The sequence below is a fragment of the Amycolatopsis sp. NPDC102389 genome (genome assembly GCF_044765885.1).
Taxonomy (GTDB): domain Bacteria; phylum Actinomycetota; class Actinomycetes; order Mycobacteriales; family Pseudonocardiaceae; genus Amycolatopsis.
In genome coordinates, this window is record NZ_JBIWKX010000006.1 from 200,410 (window position 1) to 222,004 (window position 21,595).

General features: G+C 68.9%; 23 protein-coding genes and 1 tRNA gene. 10 read left to right on the forward strand and 14 right to left on the reverse strand.

Annotated elements, in window-relative coordinates:
• Positions 1 to 30: 30 nt before the first annotated feature.
• Both nrdR and ACIRGA_RS08540 read right to left on the reverse strand, forming a co-directional pair.
• Positions 31 to 519 carry a transcriptional regulator NrdR gene (gene nrdR, locus ACIRGA_RS08535; protein WP_034311932.1) on the reverse strand — a complete coding sequence of 163 codons (489 nt, stop codon included), beginning with the start codon at positions 517 to 519 and terminating at the stop codon, positions 31 to 33.
• A 301-nt stretch (positions 520 to 820) separates the two neighbouring features.
• Positions 821 to 1,315 carry a LysM peptidoglycan-binding domain-containing protein gene (locus tag ACIRGA_RS08540; protein WP_400938165.1) on the reverse strand — a complete coding sequence of 165 codons (495 nt, stop codon included), beginning with the start codon at positions 1,313 to 1,315 and terminating at the stop codon, positions 821 to 823.
• Positions 1,316 to 1,634: 319 nt separating this feature from the next.
• Between ACIRGA_RS08540 and lexA the strand changes: the two genes are divergently transcribed.
• Entirely contained in the window at positions 1,635 to 2,351 is a 717-nt protein-coding gene (gene lexA / locus ACIRGA_RS08545) for a transcriptional repressor LexA (protein ID WP_034311936.1), read from the forward strand.
• A gap of 67 nt (positions 2,352 to 2,418) precedes the next feature.
• Here lexA and ACIRGA_RS08550 read toward each other — a convergent pair whose 3' ends face one another.
• The 4 genes from ACIRGA_RS08550 to ACIRGA_RS08565 form a co-directional block, all read right to left on the reverse strand.
• Positions 2,419 to 3,432: a hypothetical protein gene (locus tag ACIRGA_RS08550; protein WP_400938168.1), complete on the reverse strand. Its 1,014-nt coding sequence runs from the start codon at positions 3,430 to 3,432 to the stop codon at positions 2,419 to 2,421.
• A gap of 112 nt (positions 3,433 to 3,544) precedes the next feature.
• Positions 3,545 to 3,808, reverse strand: a complete 264-nt coding sequence (locus tag ACIRGA_RS08555) for a hypothetical protein (RefSeq protein ID WP_400938171.1) — start codon at positions 3,806 to 3,808, stop codon at positions 3,545 to 3,547.
• 81 nt (positions 3,809 to 3,889) lie between these two features.
• A complete protein-coding gene (gene hflX, locus ACIRGA_RS08560; RefSeq protein ID WP_400938174.1) occupies positions 3,890 to 5,323 on the reverse strand; it encodes a GTPase HflX in 1,434 nt (477 codons plus the stop codon).
• Between the two features lie 43 nt (positions 5,324 to 5,366).
• Positions 5,367 to 5,864 carry a transcriptional regulator gene (locus ACIRGA_RS08565; protein WP_038516315.1) on the reverse strand — a complete coding sequence of 166 codons (498 nt, stop codon included), beginning with the start codon at positions 5,862 to 5,864 and terminating at the stop codon, positions 5,367 to 5,369.
• A 61-nt stretch (positions 5,865 to 5,925) separates the two neighbouring features.
• On the opposite strand from ACIRGA_RS08565, the gene ACIRGA_RS08570 reads away from it, so the two are divergent.
• On the forward strand, positions 5,926 to 7,170 hold the full coding sequence (locus tag ACIRGA_RS08570) for an MFS transporter (RefSeq protein ID WP_400938177.1): 1,245 nt from the start codon (positions 5,926 to 5,928) through the stop codon (positions 7,168 to 7,170).
• On the opposite strand, the gene dapF is transcribed toward ACIRGA_RS08570, so the two are convergent.
• The 3 genes from dapF to ACIRGA_RS08585 are packed head-to-tail and all read right to left on the reverse strand — an operon-like array spanning position 7,167 to position 9,590.
• Positions 7,167 to 7,991, reverse strand: a complete 825-nt coding sequence (gene dapF, locus ACIRGA_RS08575; RefSeq protein WP_400938179.1) for a diaminopimelate epimerase — start codon at positions 7,989 to 7,991, stop codon at positions 7,167 to 7,169. The two genes, ACIRGA_RS08570 and dapF, sit on opposite strands and share 4 nt — an antisense overlap.
• A gap of 10 nt (positions 7,992 to 8,001) precedes the next feature.
• Positions 8,002 to 8,904: a tRNA (adenosine(37)-N6)-dimethylallyltransferase MiaA gene (gene miaA / locus ACIRGA_RS08580; RefSeq protein ID WP_400938181.1), complete on the reverse strand. Its 903-nt coding sequence runs from the start codon at positions 8,902 to 8,904 to the stop codon at positions 8,002 to 8,004.
• Positions 8,901 to 9,590: a class III extradiol dioxygenase subunit B-like domain-containing protein gene (locus ACIRGA_RS08585; RefSeq protein ID WP_400938184.1), complete on the reverse strand. Its 690-nt coding sequence runs from the start codon at positions 9,588 to 9,590 to the stop codon at positions 8,901 to 8,903. Before ACIRGA_RS08585 ends, miaA begins: the two co-directional genes overlap by 4 nt.
• A 234-nt stretch (positions 9,591 to 9,824) precedes the next feature.
• Here ACIRGA_RS08585 and ACIRGA_RS08590 point away from each other — a divergent pair, with 234 nt between their 5' ends.
• Both ACIRGA_RS08590 and ACIRGA_RS08595 read left to right on the forward strand, forming a co-directional pair.
• Positions 9,825 to 11,138, forward strand: coding sequence for a DUF349 domain-containing protein (locus ACIRGA_RS08590; protein WP_400938186.1), 1,314 nt, complete (start codon positions 9,825 to 9,827; stop codon positions 11,136 to 11,138).
• 145 nt (positions 11,139 to 11,283) lie between these two features.
• Positions 11,284 to 11,736, forward strand: coding sequence for a hypothetical protein (locus ACIRGA_RS08595; RefSeq protein ID WP_400938189.1), 453 nt, complete (start codon positions 11,284 to 11,286; stop codon positions 11,734 to 11,736).
• Here the strand turns inward: ACIRGA_RS08595 and ACIRGA_RS08600 are convergent.
• Positions 11,733 to 12,194, reverse strand: a complete 462-nt coding sequence (locus ACIRGA_RS08600; protein WP_400938192.1) for a hypothetical protein — start codon at positions 12,192 to 12,194, stop codon at positions 11,733 to 11,735. The genes ACIRGA_RS08595 and ACIRGA_RS08600 overlap by 4 nt on opposite strands.
• Positions 12,191 to 13,705: a tRNA (N6-isopentenyl adenosine(37)-C2)-methylthiotransferase MiaB gene (gene miaB / locus ACIRGA_RS08605; protein ID WP_400938226.1), complete on the reverse strand. Its 1,515-nt coding sequence runs from the start codon at positions 13,703 to 13,705 to the stop codon at positions 12,191 to 12,193. The genes ACIRGA_RS08600 and miaB overlap by 4 nt, the downstream gene beginning before the upstream one ends.
• A 16-nt stretch (positions 13,706 to 13,721) precedes the next feature.
• Between miaB and ACIRGA_RS08610 the strand changes: the two genes are divergently transcribed.
• Positions 13,722 to 14,633, forward strand: coding sequence for a TAXI family TRAP transporter solute-binding subunit (locus tag ACIRGA_RS08610; protein ID WP_400938193.1), 912 nt, complete (start codon positions 13,722 to 13,724; stop codon positions 14,631 to 14,633).
• Here the strand turns inward: ACIRGA_RS08610 and ACIRGA_RS08615 are convergent.
• Entirely contained in the window at positions 14,623 to 16,023 is a 1,401-nt protein-coding gene (locus ACIRGA_RS08615; protein ID WP_400938194.1) for a sensor histidine kinase, read from the reverse strand. The genes ACIRGA_RS08610 and ACIRGA_RS08615 overlap by 11 nt on opposite strands.
• Before the next feature lie 4 nt (positions 16,024 to 16,027).
• Positions 16,028 to 16,717: a response regulator transcription factor gene (locus ACIRGA_RS08620; RefSeq protein ID WP_400938229.1), complete on the reverse strand. Its 690-nt coding sequence runs from the start codon at positions 16,715 to 16,717 to the stop codon at positions 16,028 to 16,030.
• 397 nt (positions 16,718 to 17,114) lie between these two features.
• On the opposite strand from ACIRGA_RS08620, the gene ACIRGA_RS08625 reads away from it, so the two are divergent.
• The 5 genes from ACIRGA_RS08625 to ACIRGA_RS08645 all read left to right on the forward strand — a co-directional run bounded on the left by ACIRGA_RS08625 (position 17,115) and on the right by ACIRGA_RS08645 (position 21,003).
• Complete coding sequence (locus ACIRGA_RS08625) at positions 17,115 to 17,843, forward strand: amino acid ABC transporter ATP-binding protein (RefSeq protein WP_007029281.1); 729 nt, start codon at positions 17,115 to 17,117, stop codon at positions 17,841 to 17,843.
• A 55-nt stretch (positions 17,844 to 17,898) separates the two neighbouring features.
• Positions 17,899 to 18,753, forward strand: a complete 855-nt coding sequence (locus tag ACIRGA_RS08630; RefSeq protein WP_400938196.1) for a glutamate ABC transporter substrate-binding protein — start codon at positions 17,899 to 17,901, stop codon at positions 18,751 to 18,753.
• Between the two features lie 84 nt (positions 18,754 to 18,837).
• Positions 18,838 to 19,533 carry an amino acid ABC transporter permease gene (locus ACIRGA_RS08635; protein ID WP_360969893.1) on the forward strand — a complete coding sequence of 232 codons (696 nt, stop codon included), beginning with the start codon at positions 18,838 to 18,840 and terminating at the stop codon, positions 19,531 to 19,533.
• A complete protein-coding gene (locus tag ACIRGA_RS08640) occupies positions 19,530 to 20,435 on the forward strand; it encodes an amino acid ABC transporter permease (protein ID WP_400938199.1) in 906 nt (301 codons plus the stop codon). The genes ACIRGA_RS08635 and ACIRGA_RS08640 overlap by 4 nt, the downstream gene beginning before the upstream one ends.
• Positions 20,436 to 20,559: 124 nt before the next feature.
• Positions 20,560 to 21,003, forward strand: coding sequence for a class I SAM-dependent methyltransferase (locus tag ACIRGA_RS08645; RefSeq protein ID WP_400938201.1), 444 nt, complete (start codon positions 20,560 to 20,562; stop codon positions 21,001 to 21,003).
• Between the two features lie 147 nt (positions 21,004 to 21,150).
• On the opposite strand, the gene ACIRGA_RS08650 is transcribed toward ACIRGA_RS08645, so the two are convergent.
• A tRNA-Glu gene (locus ACIRGA_RS08650) sits at positions 21,151 to 21,222 on the reverse strand.
• Positions 21,223 to 21,595: the final 373 nt, after the last annotated feature.

Here is a 21,595-nt window from a genome sequence, read left to right on the forward strand (position 1 = left end):
CTTTCCCTCACTCCCACGCGGGAGGCGGCATCAGCCGTCTTTCGCGTCTTGATCGCTCTCGTCCGGTGTGGCAGCCATGGCCTCGCGGAGGTCCGAGATCTCCTTCTCGAAGTCCTCGACCGAGGAGAAGGAGCGGTAGACACTGGCGAACCGGAGATAGGCGACGCCGTCGAGTTCGCGCAGGGGGCCCAGGATCGCCAGGCCGACCTCGTGACTCGGGATCTCCGCCAGCCCCGCCGACCGGATCGACTCCTCGACCCGCTGCGCGAGCTGCTGCAGCGCGTCGTCGTCGACCGGCCTGCCCTGACAGGCGCGGCGCACCCCTCGGACCACCTTGTCCCGGCTGAACTGCTCGGTGACCCCGGATCGCTTGACGACGGCGAGCACCATCGTCTCCGAAGTGGTGAAGCGCCGGCCGCAAGCGGCGCAGGAGCGCCTCCGCCGGATCGCCTGACCCTCATCCACCTCTCGGGAGTCGACGACCCGAGAGTCCGCATGCCGGCAGAACGGGCACCTCATCCGCCGATCACCTTCCCCTCCGCGCCGGCCGGTCCCGAATGGACGCCCGCCCCCGCCGCCACGCAACGACGGGAAAGATCGACATGTGGATCGATCTGTGGACATCCGGTGGGTGAACACCGGCCAGCTGTGGACAACTGGTACCGAGTCTACCCCAAGCTATGGACCAACTACAGCCATGTAACTACTACATATAGCGGTGGAGACTAGATCGCTGGTCGGACGCACGCAAGCGCAACGGCCGGGCCGATCGGACACGAAAGAGGAGCTCACCCACAACGGGTGAGAGCACCCTTCAGGATCACCTCCGACCTTCCGCGACCCCGGCCGCGACGGGGACCGTGAGCGGCAGCCCGGGCACGAGAACGGCGTCTTCCAGGGAGTTGAGCTCCTTGATCTTGGCGACGACCGCGCCCGGGTCACTGCCTGGCGCGAATCGGGCCGCGATTTCCGCCAGCGTCTCGCCCTCCGAAACGGACACCGTCGTGGTCCGTTCGGGCACCGCGGCGCCGGGAACACCCGACAAGAACAGACCCAATCCGGTGACGATCCCGGCGACGAGCAAGGCCATCCCGACGAGAGACGGCCACCTGAGCGGGAGCCGCCGCGGCGCCGGGCACGCCGGCGAGGCGGTGGCGACACCGGGACGACGGCCCGCCACGACCCGCGCCCTGGTCGGCGGGCGCAAAGGCTCGGCATGCCTGCCCCGCACCACCCGGACGGGCCTGGTCAACCCTGCCGGAACGGGCCCGGGGGAACTGGGCCGCACCAGTCCTCGATCGGCCAGAATCGACATAGGAACCTCCTCGCAAGTCCTGCTGCGCTCGGCGCCGGGCCGTGACCCGGCGATCAAGGTCGAACAGGCGTTCTATCGAACGCCCGTGCGAATGTGTACCACCTCCCACCGACAAAAATCGAGCGACACGGCGTGTCCATCGAACAGATGTTTGAAATCGTCGTCCCGGCGGGCTAACGTCGTTGACCAGGGCGTCTGCTGCGCGGACGCCGCCGGTGCCGTGGGCGGGAAGATCGTCCGCCACCGGCGAAGACACGCGAAGTCGGTCCGGGCGACCGGACGTACTGGGAGGCGACGCAGGAGATGAAGGAGCGATACGGTGGCTAAGGAGAGCAAGGCGGGGAACGCGCCTAGGCGCTCGGGCAAGGTGCGCGCCTTGCCCGAGGTCTACGAGGTGGACGAGACCCTGACCGTGCGGCAGCAGCAGGTGCTCGACGTGATCAAACTGTGGGTGAGCCGGTTCGGCTACCCGCCGAGTGTGCGTGAGATCGGCGAGGCGGTCGGGCTGACCTCCACTTCGTCGGTGTCGCACCAGTTGCAGGCCCTGCAGCGCAAGGGTTATCTGCGACGCGACCCGAACCGCCCGCGTGCGGTGGGGGTGCTCGCCACGACGGACGACAACCCGATGGGCATCGACGTCGAGCAGCCGCAGTCGGCCGCCAAGGCCGCGTACGTGCCGCTCGTCGGCCGGATCGCCGCCGGTGGCCCGGTGCTGGCGGAGCAGGCGATCGAAGACGTCTTCCCGTTGCCGAGGGAGATCGTCGGCGAGGGTGAGCTCTTCCTGCTCAGCGTCACCGGTGACTCGATGGTCGACGCAGCCATCACCGATGGCGACTGGGTCGTCGTGCGCCAGCAGCCCACGGCGGACCCGGGCGAGATCGTGGCCGCGATGATCGACGGCGAGGCCACGGTCAAGACGTTCAAGCGCAAGGACGGCCACATCTGGCTGATGCCGCACAACGAGGCGTACGAGCCCATCCCGGGTGACGACGCCACGATCCTCGGCAAGGTCGTCGCCGTTCTTCGCAGGCTGTAGCCCGGAACCGGAGCACGCCGGGATCCCCGGTCACCCAAGACCGCGGGTCAGACCCGGCAAGCTTCGGTCAGGCTCGGCGCTTGCGGAGCCTGCCGACCAGGAGCAGGCCGCCGATCACGACGACGGCGGCGATACCGACCTGCACATACGGGAAGCCGGACCCCTGGCCCGCGCCACCGGCCGCGGAGGTCCCACCCGAAGTGCTGCCCTCGGATTTCGCCGCGTCCACGGCGAGTGCCGCCGCGCCCTTCACCGCCCGGATCTGCTCGCCGACGCCCTCCCCGCCGGACAGCAGCGTCCCGTCCGGATCGAAGGCGATCGCCTCACCCTGCTTCTCATTCGGCAGTGGCACGCGCACGGGTTCACGCTGCAACGCGCTCTTCAGGTCCCCGTCGGTGACGGCGTAGAGGTAGGCGTCGGTGTAGGTGCGCAACGCGACCACCGAGCCGTCGGCCATCGACGCCGCGCCGGTCACCGTCATCGAGCCGATCGACCCGACGGGTCCGCCGGGAGTCGACGTCTCCTTGATCTGCAGCGATCCCACGCTCTCCAGCGGGGTCGGGCCGGGGCTGGCGAGCGGCCCCGTCGGCCGGTACACCTTCGCGTCGCCGAAAACGTCCTTGGTGATCAGGTACGGCGTGCCGGAGCGGTCCATGATGAGCGCCTCGACGTCGTGTTGCCCGTCGGGGTACGTGAGCCGGTGCAGCGTCGCTTTACCTTGCGGGGTCAGTGAGATCAGCGCGACCGTGTCCCGCCGCTTGCGGTTGTCGCCGGTGTCGGAAAGCCAGAAGGTGCCGTCCGCGGTGCGGGCGAGGTCTTCGGGGTCGTAAGGGTCGGTCGCGGCCGAGATGACCTTCTCGACCTTGCAGTCGCGGCCGAGGACGAAGACCTGCGTCTTGGTTCCGCCGTCGTTGAGGGCGTACAGATGCTCGCCGTCGGAGACGAGACCGGAGAGTTCACTGAGCCGGGAGTCGCTGTTCTTGCACACCGGCTGCGGCGCCGGAGTCTCCTGCGCCAGGGCGGGAGCCGTCCCGCCGATGAACGCCACCAGCACGACCGCTGCCGCGACAATCCCCCGCACATCCACCTCCGTACCGTGGAACCCCTGAAGCCCCACACTACGGAGACGTCCGGGACGGCGCGCAGTTCGGTGCGAACGCCGAGATGGGGCGGAATGTCGCGAAGGCCACTTTTCAGCGGCGAGAGTCGAACTCCTCCAACCAGGCCCGGAAATCGACAGGACCGTGAAGGTAGCCGACAGGCGAGGTCATCAGGTCGGCGCCGAACAGTCGGTCGAGCGCGTTCCACACCAAGGCGTCATCGACGCGGTGGGCGTCTTCGACTATCCACGGGCGAGCCCAATCCGAGGCTTCCACGCGCGTGACCGCACTGGTCGCAAGGTCTTCCAGCACCTTTCGCACTTCAGCACGCGTCGGCACCGGCGCGGATTCACGCATGAGGGCCTTCCACTACATCGAACGACGTGAAGGCCCCCTTCACTGCGTTAGACGCAGTGAAGGGGGCCTTCACGTACTTGCTTACAGAGCCGAGCCGTTCGTCTGGAAGTCGCTCAGCGCCGCGGCCAGTTCGGGCCTGCCGCGCACGACCAGCCGCGTACCGGTCTCGACGTGCTCTTCCTCCAGCACCTCGCCGTCGGCGTGGGCGCGGGAGACGAGCTCGCCGCGCGAGTACGGGATCAGCACCTCGACCACGACCTCCGGCCTCGGCAGCCGCTCCGCGATCACCTCGGCCAGCTCCGTGATGCCCGTGCCGGTCCGCGCCGACACCTGCACCGAACCGGCCAGCTGGTGCCGCAACCGGGCCAGCGACACCTCGTCGGCGGCGTCGGCCTTGTTGATCACCAGCAGCTCCGGCGGGAGCGGCTCGGAACGGCGCTTCGTGATCTCGGCGAGCACTTCGCGCACCGCGTTGACCTGCTCTTCCGGCGTCGGGTCGGCGCCGTCGACGACGTGCACGAGCAGGTCGGCGCTCGCCGCCTCCTCCAGCGTCGACCGGAACGCGTCCACCAGCTGGTGCGGCAGGTGCCGCACGAAACCGACGGTGTCGGTCAGCGTGTAGGTGCGGCCGTCGGGGGTCTGCGCCCGCCGGGTCGTCGGATCCAGCGTGGCGAAGAGCGCGTCCTCGACCAGCACCCCGGCGCCGGTCAGCGCGTTGAGCAGGCTCGACTTGCCGGCGTTGGTGTAGCCGACGATCGCGACGCTCGGCACCTCGTTGGCCACCCGGCGACCGCGTTTGGTCTCGCGGATGGTGTCCATCGCGGCGATCTCGCGGCGCAGCTTGGACACGCGCTTGTTGATGCGACGGCGGTCGGTTTCGAGCTTCGTCTCACCGGGACCACGCAGACCCACACCACCGTTGGCGCCGCCCGCCCGGCCACCGGCCTGCCGGGACAGCGCCGCACCCCACCCGCGAAGCCGCGGGATCAGGTACTGCAGCTGGGCCAGCTCGACCTGCGCCTTGCCCTCCTTGGAGCGGGCGTGCTGCGCGAAGATGTCGAGGATCAGGGCGGTGCGGTCGATGACCTTCACCTTGACCTTCTCCTCCAGCTGGCGCAGCTGGCCCGGTGAGAGCTCACCGTCGCAGATCACCGTGTCGGCGCCGGTGGCCATCACGATCTCGCGCAGTTCCTTGACCTTGCCCGAGCCGATGTAGGTGGCGGGATCCGGGCGGATCCGCCGCTGCACCAGGCCTTCGAGCACCTCGGAGCCGGCCGTTTCGGCCAGCCGCGCGAGCTCGGCGAGCGAGGCCTCGGACTGGAGGGCGCTGCCCTCGGTCCACACACCGACCAGAACGACGCGCTCCAGGCGCAACTGCCGGTATTCGACCTCGGTGACATCCGCGAGTTCGGTGGACAGGCCCGCTACCCGGCGGAGCGAGGCGCGGTCCTCGAGCTCCAATTCGCCGGTCGAAGGGTCCATGTCGTTCAGATCGTTGTGTGTCAGTTCCGTCATCGTGCCTCCATGGTCCCACGTTTCGGCGGCGGGACCGAATTCATTACCTGCTGGGATACTTCGACAGGTAGATGGCCGTGCGTTTCGCTTCCGGGTCGACCGGCCGGGACATGAAGTCGTCGACAAGCTCCATCAGCCGTGTTTCGAACTCGGTGATCTGCTCGTCCGGTACCTGCACGACCAGGCGCGTCTGCTGCACCTCGTCGAATCCCACGTCGGCGATCTCGGCCAGATAAGCCTCGAAGATCGCCTGATCGATCCCCCTGTCGCGGGAATCAAGATGCCACGACAACCCGGTCGAGCGATACGGAATTTCTTTCGCACCGCGCGTGCCGCGTCGCGGCGGGAGCGCTTCGAGGAACCCTGTGTCGACGAGCTTGCGCACGTGGTGCAGCGTCGTCGCCGGGTCGCGATCGAGTCGTTCGGCGAGTTCCTTGTTGGTCAGCGCCTCGGAATAGGTCAACCGGATGATGCGCAGCCTTATTCCGGAGGCCATCGCGGCTATCTCGGCCTCGGTGGCGGCGCGTCGTGGAGTGGGCACCGCGACAGCCTAGAGCGGAAAGTGATTGACAGTTTCCAATCACTCGCGCCAAGGTGGCGTCGTGCGCAGAGACTCCCTCTTCTTCCACGCGGACTTCCGGCGGCTCTGGGCCGGTGACACGGCCAGCCAGCTGGGTGCTTTCGCCGGTCACACCGTGATTCCCCTGCTCGCGGCCACCGTGCTGGCCGCGACGCCGTTCCAGATGGGGCTGCTGACCGCGGCCGAGACCATCGCGTTCCTGATCATCGGGCTGCCCGCCGGGGTGTGGGTCGACCGGATGCGGCGGCGGGTGCTGATGCTGCGGGCCGACTTCGTCCGCGCCGCGCTGCTGCTCACCATTCCGCTCGCTTGGTGGGCGGGGATCCTGTCGCTGACGCAGCTGATCGTGGTCGCCACGCTCGTCGGCGTCGCGACGGTGTTCTTCGACGTCGCCTACCAGTCGTATCTGCCGTCGCTGGTCGGCCGCGAGCACCTGCTCGAAGGCAACGCGAAACTCCAGGCCAGCCAATCGGTCGCGTTCCTGACCGGACCGGGTATCGGCGGCGGGCTCGTGCAGCTGGCGGGCGCGGCCAACGCCGTGCTGATGACCGGCGTCGGCTTCCTGACCTCCGCGCTGTGCCTGCTGCGGATCCGCACCGTCGAAGAGGTCCCCGAGCGGCACGAGGACGCGAAACTGCTCCCCCAGATCGCCGAGGGGCTGCGGTTCGTGTTCACCGACGGAGCCCTTCGCTCGATCGTCGCCTGCACCGCGACGGCCAACCTGGCCAACGGCGCGTTCACCGCGGTGCAGATCCTGTTCCTGAACCGGGAACTGGGCCTTTCACCGGCGGTCGTCGGCGTCGTCCTGGCGATCGGCGGCGTGGGCGGGATCCTCGGGGCGATCCTGGCCGGGCGCATCACCCGGCGGATCGGGCAGGCACGGTCGATCTGGTTCGTCCCGCTGCTGACCTCGCCTTTTCATCTGCTGCTCCCGCTCGCCGCGCCGGGCTGGCGGATCGTGCTGTTCCCCGCGGCGCTGGCGATCGCGGGTTTCGGGATCATCGTCTACAACGTCGCGCAGGTGTCCTACCGGCAAGCCGTCTGCCCGGACCGGCTGCTCGGCCGCATGAACGCCAGCGTGCGGTTCGTAGTGTGGGGGATGCTGCCGCTGGGCGGGCTGATCGGCGGTGTCCTGGGTGAGACGATCGGTATCCGGGGAACGCTGTGGTTCGCCGCGGTCGGCGAGGCCGCAGCGGTGCTGTGGGTGGTCTTCTCCCCGATCCGGAAGCTCCGCGACCTTCCCACGGAGCCGATCGCGGTCGGCTAACCGAGCCCGGCCCACCAGGTTTCGTCGAGTTCTCCCCGGGCGACGATCTCCGCCGGGCCGGTCAGCGTGGACCCGCCGCGGCGCACCTCGACCACCACGCGGCCGCCGGGGATGTCGACGGTCGCTTCACCGGTGTCGGTGCCCGCGAGGTGCAGGGCGGCGGCGACCGCGGCGACCGTGCCGGTGCCGCAGGACCGCGTCTCGCCGACGCCGCGTTCGTGGACGCGCATCTTCAGCGAGTCGCCACCCAGCAGGTTGATGAACTCGAGGTTCACGCCGTCGGGGAACACGTCGGAGTCGAAGTCGGGCTGATCGCGCAGGTCGAGCACGTCGACGTCGTCGTCGACGACCGACACCAGGTGCGGGTTGCCGACGTTCACCGCGACACCGGAGAACGGCTCGCCCGCGACCACGGTGACCGACGTACCGGTGATCGTCGCCGGTCCCATCTGCACGGTCACCGATCCGTCCGCGTGCATCCGCACCGGCCGGTCACCGGCACGGGTGCCGATGACGAAGTCGTGCTCGGACACGAGCCCGGAATCGACCAGGTGCCGGACGAAGACCCGGACGCCGTTGCCGCACATCTCCGCGATGGACCCGTCGGCGTTGCGGTAGTCCATGAACCATTCGCCCTCGGATTCCACCCCCAGGGCGGCCGAGCGCACGATCCGGAGCACGCCGTCGGCACCGAGACCACGCTGACGGTCGCACAACGCCGCCACCCGCGCTTCGGTCAGCTCGAGGCGGCCGTCAGGGTCGGGAAGCAGCACGAAATCGTTCTGTGTGCCGTGTCCCTTAAGGAATTCGATGCCGCCCATGGCGCCAAGATTACTGGGCCGCCACTTCGAGGACGCGCTCGGCCAGCCGCTCCGAACCGCCGTCGAACCACTGGACGCGCTTGTCGCGCCGGAACCAGGAACGTTGTCTCCGCACGAACCTCCGGGTGGCCTGTGCGGTGGCTTCGGCGGCGGCCGCGAAGTCGCCGTCCCCGTCGAGCGCGGCGATCACCTGCTGGTAGCCCAGCGCCCTCGACGCGGTGAGCCCGTCTCGAAGTCCCCGGCCCAGCAAGGTCCGCACCTCGTCGACGAGTCCGGCTTCGAACATGAGCTCCACACGGCGGTCGACGCGGGCATCGAGTTCCGCCGGTTCGCGGTCGATACCGATCAGGACGGTGTCGTAGCGCGCCGGCCCCGGTTTCGGCATGTTCGCCGAGAACGGTTCGCCGGTGATCTCGATGACCTCCAGCGCGCGCACGATCCGGCGGGTGTTCGTCGGCAGGATGGCCGTGGCGGCGACCGGGTCGAGTTCCGTGAGCCGGGCGTGCATCGCGGCGACACCGATTTCGTCGGCTTCGGCGGTCAGCCGGGCACGCACGTCCGGATCGGTGCCCGGGAACTTGAGATCGTCGAGCACGGCTTGGACGTAGAGGCCCGACCCGCCGGTGAGGATCGGCACGCGGCCGGCGTCGAGGAGTTCTTCGACACGCTGACGTGCGTCGCGCTGGTACGCGGCGACGGACGCCGTCTCGGTGACATCGAGGACGTCCAGCAGGTGATGCGGCACGCCCCGCCGCTCCTCGACGGTCGCCTTGGCCGTCCCGATGTCCATCCCGCGGTAGAGCTGCAGCGCGTCGGCGTTGACCACCTCACCCCCGAGGGTGAGGGCGAGTTCGACCGCCAGCGCGGTCTTCCCGGTCGCCGTGGGCCCGACGACCGCGACCGGCCGGATCACGCGCGTTCCCAGACCGCGACGTGGTAGCCGACGCCGAACGGCGCGGCCGAGTAAAGGACCTCGGCGGTCCAGTCCCCGTCCGCCGCCAGACCGGCGAGGACCTGCCAGGGCGCGCGGCCACCGGCTCCGAGTTCGGCGGCCAGGGCCGGGTCGAGCGCGGCCAGCGCTCCCGTGTCGGCCTTGGCCAGCGCGTCGCGAATCCCGGCGTCGAAACCTTCCGCGCGGTCATCTTCGCCGCCGGGGGAACGCGGGCCGTGCCTGCTCGAACCGTCGCCGAGAATGAGCACGGCGGGGTGGTCCCCCACCTCCCGGGCGACCTGTTCGCACTGGTCGGACGGGGTGGCGGGATCCACAAGGTGGACTCGGACGGACGACGCGCCGCCCTGGTCACGCAGCCAGCCCGCCACGAGCGCGGGCAACGGCAGCTCCGTCTCGGGTGCCGTCACCCGGCTGAGTGAGACTTCGAGGTCCACGCCGAAGCCGCGGAACGACCCGCTCGCGTGGTCCGGCACCGCGGGCGCGCCCGGGGCCGCGCCGATGACGACCCAGTCCGGCGAAGCGCTGGTCAGGCGCCTCGCGGCTTCGAGGCAGGCTTCGCGCAGCTCGGCGCACTCGTCCGCCGCTCCGGCGGCCAGTTCGGGGATGAGCAGCGGGGGTTGCGGGAGCACGGCGACACGGCGGATCACGGCCGCCGACGTTACTTCCCCGGTTCCGGGCACCGGCAACCGACCGACACGGAGGGTCCTCCGGAAGTAGGATCACTGCCCTCTGGTGGTTCATCCGGTTCCACGGTGGACGCTGAGCTGCTTGAATGCCGCAAGGGGTTGATGCCCCCGAAGCACGACGGCAACGCATTACCCGGCCCCGCCGCTAGGCGGGGCGCCCGCGCCAGCGGGCGTACAGGCGATAAGGAGCCTGCGATGGCCCAGGAGAACACGTCCACCGGTACCCCGGCACCGCACCCGGTACCGCACGCGCTCGGTGGCGGGCATCCCGCACCCCCCGTGCCGCCCGCCGAGCCCAGCCCGTCCGCTTGGGGCAGGGTCGACGAAGAAGGAACGGTCTACGTCACCACGCCCGACGGCGAACGCGCGGTCGGTGTCTGGCAGGCCGGGAGCCCGGACGAGGGTCTGCTCCACTACGCGCGCCGCTTCGACGACCTGCGTACCGAGGTCGAGCTGCTGGAAACCCGGCTGGAGTCCGGCGCGGGCGACCCGAAACACGCGCTGGCCACGGCCACGCAGCTGCGTGACGGCCTCGCCGAAGCCGCCGTCGTCGGCGACATCGCCGCGCTCAGCGGCCGCATCGAGCAGGTCATCTCCCACGCCGAGAAGGCGCTGGCCTCGGCCAAGCAGGAGCGTGAGGAGGCTCGCGCGGCCGCCGTCGTCCGCAAGCAGGCCCTCGCCGACGAGGCCGAGAAGCTCGCCGCCGAGTCGACCCAGTGGAAGGCCGCCGGCGACCGGCTGCGCGCCATCCTGGACGAGTGGAAGACGGTCAAGGGCGTCGACCGCAAGACCGACGACGAGCTGTGGAAGCGGTTCTCCAAGGCCCGTGAGGCGTTCAACCGCCGCCGCGGCTCGCATTTCGCCGAGCTCGACAAGCAGCGCGCGGGTGCCAAGCACCGCAAGGAAGAGCTGATCGCCGAGGCCGAAGCGCTCTCGGAGTCGTCGGACTGGGGCGACACCGCGGGTCGCTACAAGGACCTGATGACCGAGTGGAAGGCCGCCGGCCGCGCTCCCAAGGACAGCGACGAAGCGCTCTGGCAGCGGTTCCGCGCCGCGCAGGACAAGTTCTTCGCGCGCCGCTCCGCGGTGTTCTCCGAGCGGGACGCCGAGTTCGCGACCAACGCGCAGCAGAAGGAAGAACTCCTCGTCGAGGCCGAGAAGATCGATCCCGCCGCGAACCTGGAGGCGGCGAAGCAGCACATGCGGCGCATCCAGGACCAGTGGGACGAGATCGGCAAGGTCCCGCGCGAGCGCATCCGCGAGCTGGACGGCCGCCTGAAGGCCGTGCAGGACGCGATCAAGTCGGCAGAGGACAGCAAGTGGCGGCGGACCGACCCGGAGGCGCAGGCCAGGGCGGCGCAGTTCCGCGAGCGGGTCGAGCAGTTCGAGTCGCAGGCGGCCAAGGCCCGCGCGGCGGGCGACGAGCGGCGCGCGAAGAAGGCGGACGAGCAGGCCGCGCAGTGGCGTGAGTGGCTCGAGGCGGCGGAAGCGGCCATCGCGGACCGGTAGGTCTTCAAAGCGCGTGAAGGCCCCCTTCCCTCGGTTCAGCCGAGGGAAGGGGGCCTTCACGCGCTTCACTCCACTGTGGAGGGACGCCTAGCACCTTTGTGCGTATTCGAGCGCTCTCCGCGCTCAACCGTGGTCGACTTCGATCATGAACCAGACACTGATTCCCCCAGTACGCCGGGCGTTCGCCGCCCTGGCGATCAGTTGTGCTCTGGTGGCCGGGCTCGCCCCGGCCGCGTCGGCGACGGCTGCCCCGGCACCGGCCCCGGTCTCCGCCGAAGCAGGCAAGAAGAAGGTCAAACTCGACGCCTCGCTCAGCAAGAAGCAGGCCAAGGTCAACGAAAAGGTCACGCTCAAAGGGACTCTGCAGGCCGCGGAGGGCTCCGACGGGACGGAAAGCCTCGAAGCGATCATCGTGCAGCAGCTTCAGGGCAGTGTGTGGGTGAACATCGCCGACACGACCTGCAGGCCCAACTCGACGTTCTCGCTGAAGCTGAGCTTCTCCCTCAGCGCGGTGATCACGCTGCGGGCCTACCACCCCGAAACGACGCTCTACGCGAGCGCGTACACGTCCAGCAACCTCACCTTGCGCGTCAGCTAGCTCCGCGAGAAGGCGGCACGCATCCAGTAGATGGCCAGCGCGACGGTGGCGATCCAGGCGACGATCAGCCCGAAGCCCGGACCGCCACCGGCCGCGCCGGTCGCGTGCGAGGACTGCTGGGACCAGATCGCGAGCATCCCGTCGACGGAGGCGAACCAGCCGCCCGCGGCGCAGACCCAGGCCAGCCACCAGCGCCGGGTCACCAGCGCGACGGCGCCGACGAACACCCCGATACCGGTCGAGGTCGCGGCGAACAGCTGCGGGATCCCGCCACCCCTGCCGAGCAGCACCTCCCAGCCGGCGTGCTCGCCGACCCAGGGCAGCAGCTGGGCGATCAGCAGCACGAACACCAGTACGGCGATGGAGAAACCGCGCCTGCCCAGCTCGATCGTCTTGGCCGCGCGTTCGCCGACCTCGTCGATCTCAGCGGCGAGTTCGTCGATCTTCGGATCGGTCACAGCGCACACCCGCTCACCGGTTCCGGCGTGACGGCCGGGGCACCGAAGCCCGGCAGGCCCAGCGTCACGCCGTTGGTCTTCGGCCGCAGCCCGGCCTCGGAGTTGTCGCCCGCCTTGGTGCGGCGGTGCGACAGCAGGTCACCGTCGGCGACGAGGTGGTGCGGCGCGCCGTAAGTCACCACGGTCTCGACGACGTCGCCAGGCCGCACCAAGCGGTCCACCAGCGGTCCCGTCGGCGCGAAGTGGACGAGCCTGCCGTCACGGGCACGGCCGCTCATCCGGTGCGTTTCGGAGTCCTTGCGGCCCTCGCCGGAGGCCACCAGCAGTTCGACCCGCCGTCCGACGACCTTCTTGTTCTCGTCCCAGGAGATGTCGTTCTGCAGTTTCACGAGCCGTTCGTAGCGCTCCTGCACGACCTCCTTCGGCAGCTGCCCGTCCATCTCGGCGGCGGGCGTGCCCGGCCGGATCGAGTACTGGAAGGTGAACGCGCTGGAGAACCGCGCCTGCGCGACGACGTCGAGCGTCGCCTGGAAGTCTTCCTCGGTCTCGCCGGGGAAGCCGACGATGATGTCGGTGGTGATCGCGGCGTCGGGCATCGACTCGCGCACGCGGTCGAGGATCTTGAGGTAGCGCGCCGAACGGTAGGACCGCTTCATCTCGCGCAGCACCTTGTCCGAACCGGACTGTAGCGGCATGTGCAGCTGGTGGCACACGTTCGGCGTCTCGGCCATCGCGTCGATGACGTCCTCGGTGAACGCCGCCGGATGCGGCGAGGTGAAGCGGACGCGCTCCAGCCCGTCCACCGAACCGCACGCGCGCAACAGCTTCCCGAACGCGAGCCGGTCGCCGAATTCGACGCCGTAGGAGTTCACGTTCTGGCCGAGCAGGGTCACTTCCAGCACGCCTTCGGCGACGAGCGCCTCGACCTCGGCCAGGATCTCGCCGGGGCGGCGGTCGCGTTCCTTGCCGCGCAACGCCGGGACGATGCAGAAGGTGCAGGTGTTGTTGCAGCCCACCGAAATCGACACCCAGCCCGCGTACGCCGAGTCGCGCTTCGCCGGGAGCGTCGAAGGGAAGGTCTCGAGCGATTCGAGGATCTCGACCTCGGCCTCGGCGTTGTGCCGCGCGCGCTCCAGCAGCGTCGGCAGCGAACCGATGTTGTGCGTGCCGAAGACGACGTCGACCCAGGGCGCGCGCTTGACGATCTCGCCGCGGTCCTTCTGCGCGAGGCAACCGCCGACGGCGATCTGCATGTCCGGCTTCGCGGTCTTCTGCGGCCGCAGATGGCCGAGGGTGCCGTACAGCTTGTTGTCCGCGTTCTCCCGCACAGCGCAGGTGTTGAACACGATCAGGTCGGGTGTGGCCTCGCCGTCACCCGGAACGTAGCCGGCGTCCTCGAGCTGCCCGGCAAGACGTTCGGAGTCATGCACGTTCATCTGGCAGCCGAAGGTGCGGATCTGGTAAGTGCGCGCGCTCATCTCGCCTTCGAGGGTACGCGGGCGGGGTTCCATGGCACGATCGACCCTCATGAGGAGACCAGGGGTGCTCGCGGTGGTGATCGCCGTGGTCTGCGCCCTGGTCACCGGGTGCGGGCCCGATCTCTCCGGGACGAAGGTGCGGATCGCGGCGGGGCTCAACGGCGGCGTCTACGACAAACTGGCCGAGGCGCTGGCCGACGCGTGGGCCGCGCAGCTGGACACCGACCGGCCGGAGATCCAGGAGACGCAGGGCTCCCCGGACAACGCCGACCGGGTGCGCGCGGGGAAGGCCGAGGTCGCGTTCGTGGCCGCCGACGTCGCCGCGAACAAGGCCGCCGGGCTGGCCGCGCTGGCCCGCGTGCACGACGACTACCTGCACGTCATCGTCCGGTCCGACTCCCCGATCAAGTCGTTCGCCCAGCTGCGGGGACGCAAGGTCGCGATCGGCTCACCGGACTCGGGCGTCGAGTTCGTCTCGAACCAGCTGCTGAAGGCGTCGGGGCTGACCGGCGCGATCGACCGGCGCAACCTGGGTCTCCCCGAGGCGCTGCCCGCGCTGGAGAACCGGCAGATCGACGCCGTCATCTGGTCGGGTGGCCTGCCGACGCCGTCGATCACCGAGCGGGTGCACACGGTGGGTCTGCGGCTGCTCGACATCACCGACCTCGCGGACGCGCTGCGGGCCACCAGCCCGGTGTACCGGACGGCGACCATCCCGGTGACGGCCTACAACCTGCCGTCGCCGGTGACCACGCTCGTGCTGCCGAACTTCCTGGTGGTGCCCGCGTCGATGCGCGACGACGTCGCCGAGGCGCTGGTGCGCGGGCTGTTCGACGCGCGGGATCAGCTGGTCAAGGCGGCGGGCGCGGCGTTGTCGATCGACATCCACCCCGCCATCGAGACCGCTCCCCTTCCGCTGCACCCGGGTGCGCTGCGCTACTTCCGCTCGCTCAAGAACTAGCGACCGGCAGGGTCACGGTCACTTCGAGGCCGCCGCCCTCGGGTGAGCCGAGCCGCAGCGAACCGTCCGAGCGGGCCAGGATCTCGGTGACGATCGCGAGGCCCAGGCCGGATCCGGGCACGTTCTGATGCGCGGTGCTGCGCCAGAACCGGTCCGCCGCGCGGTCCAGCTCGTCGTCGCGCAGGCCGGGCCCGTGGTCGCGGACGGCGATGTCCACCTTCCCGTCCGCGGTGGTGACGTCGACCCGCACCTCGGTCCCCGGCTCGGTGAATTTGAGCGCGTTGTCCAGGAGCGCGTCGAGGACCACTTCGAGGCCGCGCGCGGGCGTGAGCACCCTCAGCCCGCCGCCCAGCCCGGACGCGACCAGGGAGATGTCGCGAGCCGCGCCGACGACGGTCCAGTCGGCGACCCGGGCGCCCACCATCTCGTCGAGGCCGACCGGCACCAGTTCGCCGCCCGACGCCTCCGCGCGGGCCAGCGAGAGGAGTTCGTCGAGGATCTGGTTGAGCCGTCGCGCGTCGACGACGGCGGCTTCGAGATCCGCCGCGGCGAGGTCGTCGTCGACGTGCCCGTCGAGGTTGCCGAGCCGGATCTTCAACGCGGTCAACGGATTCCGCAGCTGGTGGGAGGCATCGGCGACGAACGCGCGCTGCGCCGACAGGGCCTCGTCGACGCTGGCGGCCATCCGGTCGAAGGACCGTTCGAGCTGCCGCAGTTCCGGTGGCCCGCCCGTCTCCCCCACCCGTTTGACCTCGCGGCCGCTGACCACGGAGGCGACCAGTTCGCCGGTGGCGTCGTCGAGCCGCCGGACCGGGCGCAGGATCCAGCGCACCACCGGCACCGCGACCAGCAGCGCGAGCCCGAACGCCACCACCGCCCCCGCCGCGATGAGCAGCCACCACCACAGCAGCTGGGTGCGGGCCTTCTCCGTGGAGGAGAGGGTGATCACCGCGCCCCGCACCTCGCCGTCGATGAGGATCGGCTCGGCCAGCACCAGCGGCTCGGTGGCCCACGGCATCAGCAACGGCCCGGGTTCCGAACGCCGTCCGGCCAGCGCCTGCTGCACGTGCGAGGCGATGGCGGGCTCCTTGAGGTCGATCCCGGCCGTCTCACCCGGCCCTTTGACGACGGATTCGCCGTCCTGGTCGACGATCGCCACCGGCACCCCGTAGACCTGGGTGTAGCGGCGGAGCTCGTCCTCGATCAGGTCCGGCCGGTTCTCCACCAGCGGGCGCTGGGCCAGCGACGCGAACCGGGAGGTGTCGGTGAGCCGGTCGAGGAAGAGGTCGAGCTGCACACTGGCCGCCACGCTGAGCGCGAGCGGGATGCCGAGGCCGAACACGAGCGCCGCGACCAGCGTCAGCACGATCGCCTGGAGCCGGACGCGCACCGGCTCAGCCCTCTTCGGCCGGGCCGTAGGCGCCGCCGAGGCGGTACCCGACGCCGCGGACGGTCTCGATCAGCGCGGGCCTGCCCAGTTTGGTCCGGAGGGTGGCGACGTGGACGTCGAGCGACCGGCTCTCCGCGGGGCCGCGGTGTCCCCAGACCTCGTTCAGCACGTGGTCGCGGGCGCAGACCGCGCCGCGGGCGGTGACCACCAGCGCGAGCACCTGGAACTCCTTGCGGGACAACGAAACCGGCTGGCCGTCGACCTGCACCTCATGGCGTCCGATATCGACGGAGACATCACCCGCCCGGATGACGCCCGGCACTTCGGGAGCGGCAGGCCGCTCCCCGCGGCGACGGCGCACGGCCTCGACGCGGGCGACCAGCTCGTCGACGTCGTAGGGCTTCACCAGATAGTCGTCGGCGCCGGACCGCAGCCCCTGGATCCGGTCGTCCACCTCGCCCCGCGCCGAAACGACGATCACCGCGACGTCGCTGACCGCGCGGATCCGGCGGCACAGGACGATCCCGTCGATGTCGGGGAGCCCCAGATCGAGCAGCACGACGTCGACGTCGTGCACGAGATCGAGCACCCCGGCGCCGGAGGCCAGTCGTTTGATCGTCAGGCCGCGCCGGGTCAGCGCGGGCGTCAGGGCACCCGCGACCCGGTCGTCGTCCTCCACCAGCAGTACCCGCACCCGTGTTTTCCCTTTCACGCCGTCACCGCCACCGCGACGACTTGAAGAACGACTCTATGGGGTGAGTCACCCCTCGCGCTGCCCGTACCGCTGGGCCGGATGGCCCTGTGAGGGACCCACCGCATGCGGTAATGGTCACGATGCGTCACAGATCTTGTGTGACCCCGGTTACGAGGCACCCCCGCTTTGTCTAGGCTGATCAGCGCCGGACGGAGGTGGACCGGGGCCGTCCGGTGGCTTGAGAACGATACGGACTTGAAACCCTAAGTATTGGTCAAGCCGTCTTTACAAGCGGTCCGACGGGAGTAGGTTTCCGCCATCGCGTGGTGCCTGACCCCGCAGTCCCCTGCAAACGAACGCTCCTGGAGGCCAGATGACCGCGGAGGTGGCGGCGCCGATGATCAAGGCGGCCGCCGTGAACAAGTACTTCGGCGACCTGCACGTGCTCAAGGAGATCAACCTCGAGGTGCCGCGTGGGCAGGTCGTGGTCGTGCTCGGGCCGTCCGGATCTGGCAAGTCGACGCTGTGCCGGGCGATCAACCGGCTGGAACCCATCAACTCCGGCGAGATCGCGGTGGACGGCGTTCCGCTGCCCGCCGAGGGGAAGGCGCTGGCCGCGCTGCGCGCCGACGTCGGCATGGTGTTCCAGTCGTTCAACCTGTTCGCGCACAAGACGATCGTCGAGAACGTCATGCTCGCGCCGATGAAGGTCCGCAAGGTCAACTCGGCGGAGGCCCGCAAGACCGCGATGGACCTGCTCGAACGAGTCGGCATCGCCAACCAGGCCGACAAGTACCCCGCCCAGCTCTCCGGCGGGCAGCAGCAGCGTGTGGCGATCGCCCGCGCGCTGGCCATGCGCCCCAAGGTGATGCTGTTCGACGAGCCGACCTCGGCGCTGGACCCCGAGATGGTCCAGGAGGTCCTCGACGTGATGACCACGCTCGCCAAGGACGGGATGACGATGCTCGTCGTCACCCACGAGATGGGCTTCGCGCGGCGCGCGGCGAACCGGGTGGTGTTCATGTCCGACGGCGAGATCGTCGAGGACTCCACCCCGGACGACTTCTTCACCAAGCCGAAGACGGATCGCGCCAAGGACTTCCTCGGCAAGATCCTGACCCACTGAGGTCTTCCCCGCCGGCCGGTATGGCTGGACAAGATTCGGAAGGAAACTGAGAAGAATGCGGTTGAACCGAGTTCTGCGAATGAGCGCGGCCGTCGTGGCGGCCGGTCTCGCCCTCACCGCCTGCGGTGGCGGCGGGTCCGACGCCGGCAGTGGCTCCGGCGCCAAGAACGTGGTGGCGAAGGCCAAGAACGACAAGAAGCTGACCATCGGCATCAAGTTCGACCAGCCCGGTCTCGGCCAGAAGCAGGCCGACGGCACCTACGCCGGGTTCGACGTCGACGTGGCGAAGTACATCGCCAAGGAGCTCGGCGTCGAAGAGTCGGGGATCACCTGGAAGGAAGCGCAGTCCGCGCAGCGCGAGGACCTGATCAAGAAGGGTGAGGTCGACTTCATCGTCGCCACCTACTCGATCACCGACAAGCGCAAGAACGAGGTCTCCTTCGCGGGCCCGTACTTCATCGCCCACCAGGACCTGCTGGTCCGCGCCGACTCCACCGACATCACCGGCCCGGAGTCCCTGACCGGCAACAAGAAGCTCTGCTCGGTCAAGGGTTCGACCCCGGCGCAGAACGTCAAGGAAAAGTACGCCAAGGACGTCCAGCTCCAGGAAGTCGGCAAGTACACCGACTGCGTCACCTCGCTGCTCAACAAGACCGTCGACGCGATGACCACCGATGACGTGATCCTCGCCGGCTACGCCGCGCAGCAGCCCGGCAAGCTGAAGCTGGTCGGCAAGGGCTTCACCGACGAGAAGTACGGCGTCGGCCTGAAGAAGGACGACGCCGAGAGCATCACCGCGATCAACAACGCGATCAAGAAGATGCAGCAGGACGGTGCGTGGAAGGCCGCTCTGGAGAAGAACGTCGGCCCGTCGGGCTACAAGATCCCCGAGCCCCCGGCCATCTCCTGACACCCGGCTCGCTGAGCCGCTGAACTGAAGGAATCGAACGGTGCGCCGTGTACCGCGGCGCACCGTTCCCATACCGAGGCTGGGTTGAGCACCTTGTTCGATTTCCTCGACAATCCCAATTACGACTTGCTCGGCGCCTTCTGGATGACGATCAAGCTGACCTTCTTCTCCGCCATCGGTTCCCTGATCTGGGGCACCATCCTGGTGGGGATGCGGGTCAGCCCGGTTCCGATCATGCGGGCGTTCGGCACCGCCTACGTCAACATCTTCCGGAACACCCCGCTGACGGTGATCATCGTCTTCACGTCGCTGGGATTGTCCTCCACACTGGGGATCAACCTGGCCTCGAAGGATTCGACGACGTCGTTGGAGGACAACTTCTTCCGGCTCGCGATCCTCGGTTTCGTCGCCTACACCGCGACGTTCGTCTGTGAATCGCTGAGGTCGGGTATCAACACCGTGCCCGTCGGCCAGGCAGAGGCGGCCCGCGCGCTCGGTCTCGGCTTCTTCCAGGTGCTGACGCTGATCGTGCTGCCGCAGGCGTTCCGATCGGTGATCGCGCCGCTGACCAACGTGATGATCGCGTTGCTGAAGAACACCACGGTCGCCTCGATCATCGGTGTGGCCGAGGCGTCACTGCTGATGTCAGAGATGGTGGAGAACGAGTCCGACTCGCTGCTGCTGGTCTTCCTCCTGTTCGCCGCCGGGTTCGTCATCCTGGTCCTCCCTCTCGGCCTGCTGCTGGGCTGGGTCGCCAAGAAGGTCGAGGTCAAGCGATGAGCTCGCAGACTGTTCTGTACGACATCCCCGGCCCCAAGGCACGAGCGCGGAACTGGCTCTACAGCGTTCTCTTCGTCCTCGTTCTGGCGCTGGTCGTCTACTTCATCTATGCGGGCTTCGACGAGAAGGGCCAGTGGGCGGGCGCGCTCTGGAAGCCCTTCATCGACGGTTCGACGTGGACCCAGTTCCTGCTCCCGGGCCTGCTCAACACCCTGAAGGCAGCGGGGTTGTCGATCGTGATCGCGCTGCCGGTCGGCGCCCTGCTGGGCATCGGTCGGCTCTCGGAGCACAAGTGGATCAGGGTTCCGGTCTCCGCTGTGGTCGAGTTCTTCCGGGCGATCCCGGTGCTGCTGCTGATGGTCTTCGCCGCCGCGTTCTACTCCTTCTACACGGACATCGACGCGGAAATCCGCCCGTTGTTCGCCGCGGTGACCGGCCTGGTGCTCTACAACGGTTCGGTCCTGGCCGAGGTGTTCCGGGCGGGCATCCTGGCCCTGCCCAAAGGCCAGGCCGAGGCGGCGTCCGCACTGGGCTTGCGCAAGACCCAGGTCATGACGAATGTGCTGCTGCCGCAGGCGGTCACCCTGATGCTGCCCGCGCTGGTGAGCCAGCTGGTGGTCATCCTCAAGGACACCGCGCTGGCCGGTCAGCTGACGATCAACTTCGACGAGCTGATCCGGGCTTCCGGGCCTCTCACCGGTCTTTATGGCAACACGATCCCGTCGCTGATCGTGGTCGCGATCATCTTCATCGTGCTGAACCTGCTCCTGACGAAACTCGCGAGCTGGCTGGAGAACAAGCTGGCCCGGCGGAAGAAGGCGCCCAAGGGCGCCAAGCCGCTACACGACGCACCCGCGTCCGTCGTCGACGCCACCGACTTCAACACTGGTCGGGCGGTCTAGGCTCTGTAGAAGTACATGAAGGCCCCCTTCCTTGCGCTCAGGTACAGGAAGGGGGCCTTCCTGTACTTCGGGATAGGCCTCTTGGTCCTGTCGGGACAGCAGCCGCTCGGCTAGCGTCGGCCGTATGGCGGACCAGGCCGCGACGGTGCTCGAAGCGCTGCCGGACCTGGCGGGCAGGTCGGTCCTGGTCGTCGGGTGCGGCGATGGCCGCTATCCCCGCCTGCTCCGCGGCAAGGGCGCGCGCCGCGTGGTCGGCGTCGACGCGGATCAGACGCTGATCGCGGCCGCGCAACGCGAAGAGGAACGCGACCCCGTCGGGATCTCCTACGAGGTCCACCAGCTCGCCCGGCTGCCGGTGATGGGTGCCTTCGACGCCGTCCTGGCCTTCCTGGACTCCCCCGCCCATCTCGGTCGCGTCGCCGCGAGCCTGGTGACGGGCGGCCTGCTGGTGGCCGTCGCCACGAACGGGCTCAACCTGGAAGAAGGGTTGAGGGACAACGGTTTCCAGGACCTCGTCCTGCGCCGCCACGAGAGCGGCGACGTGCACAGCGCCCGCAAGACAGGCTGAGTCGCGCACCCTGGTGTCGAGCCAGGCTGGCCGGGGCTATGAATCCCGGCCGGTCGCCGGACCGTGCGCGTCTGGCGGTATGGGACACACGGACCCCACACCGCCGCACCGGTACGACGGAACAGGTTTCCCCGCCGTGCCGGGGCGTAGCGCGTGTGGGAGTCGAACCCACGTCACCGGGGTGAAAACCCGGTATCCCTTCCGCTGGACCAACGCGCCTTGGCCTGGAACACAGTCCGGCACGCATCGCGCACCGGACTGCTTCGTTCCAGAAATCAGGGTTCACCAAAAGAAAAAGCCGCCCGGTTCGGTTTCCCGATGGGCGGCTCCACGTGCGCGACGTCCTGCTAGGACGGCGGCGTGGAGCCACGTTTCTCTTCCATACCAAGGGCCATGGCGTAACAACGTCGCGTCATGTGGCCTCCTCGGTCGGTGTGCGGTAAGTGTGCGACAGGCAAGGGAGCGGCGGCAACCGATTTAGCTCGTGAGTGGCGGTTGGGGGTTTTAACCCAAAAGCCCCACACGACCAAAAGTAAAAATTTGCCCCCCGGCCAGTTTTTTAACCCGCCCCCCCCGGGGGGGGGTCTTGCCG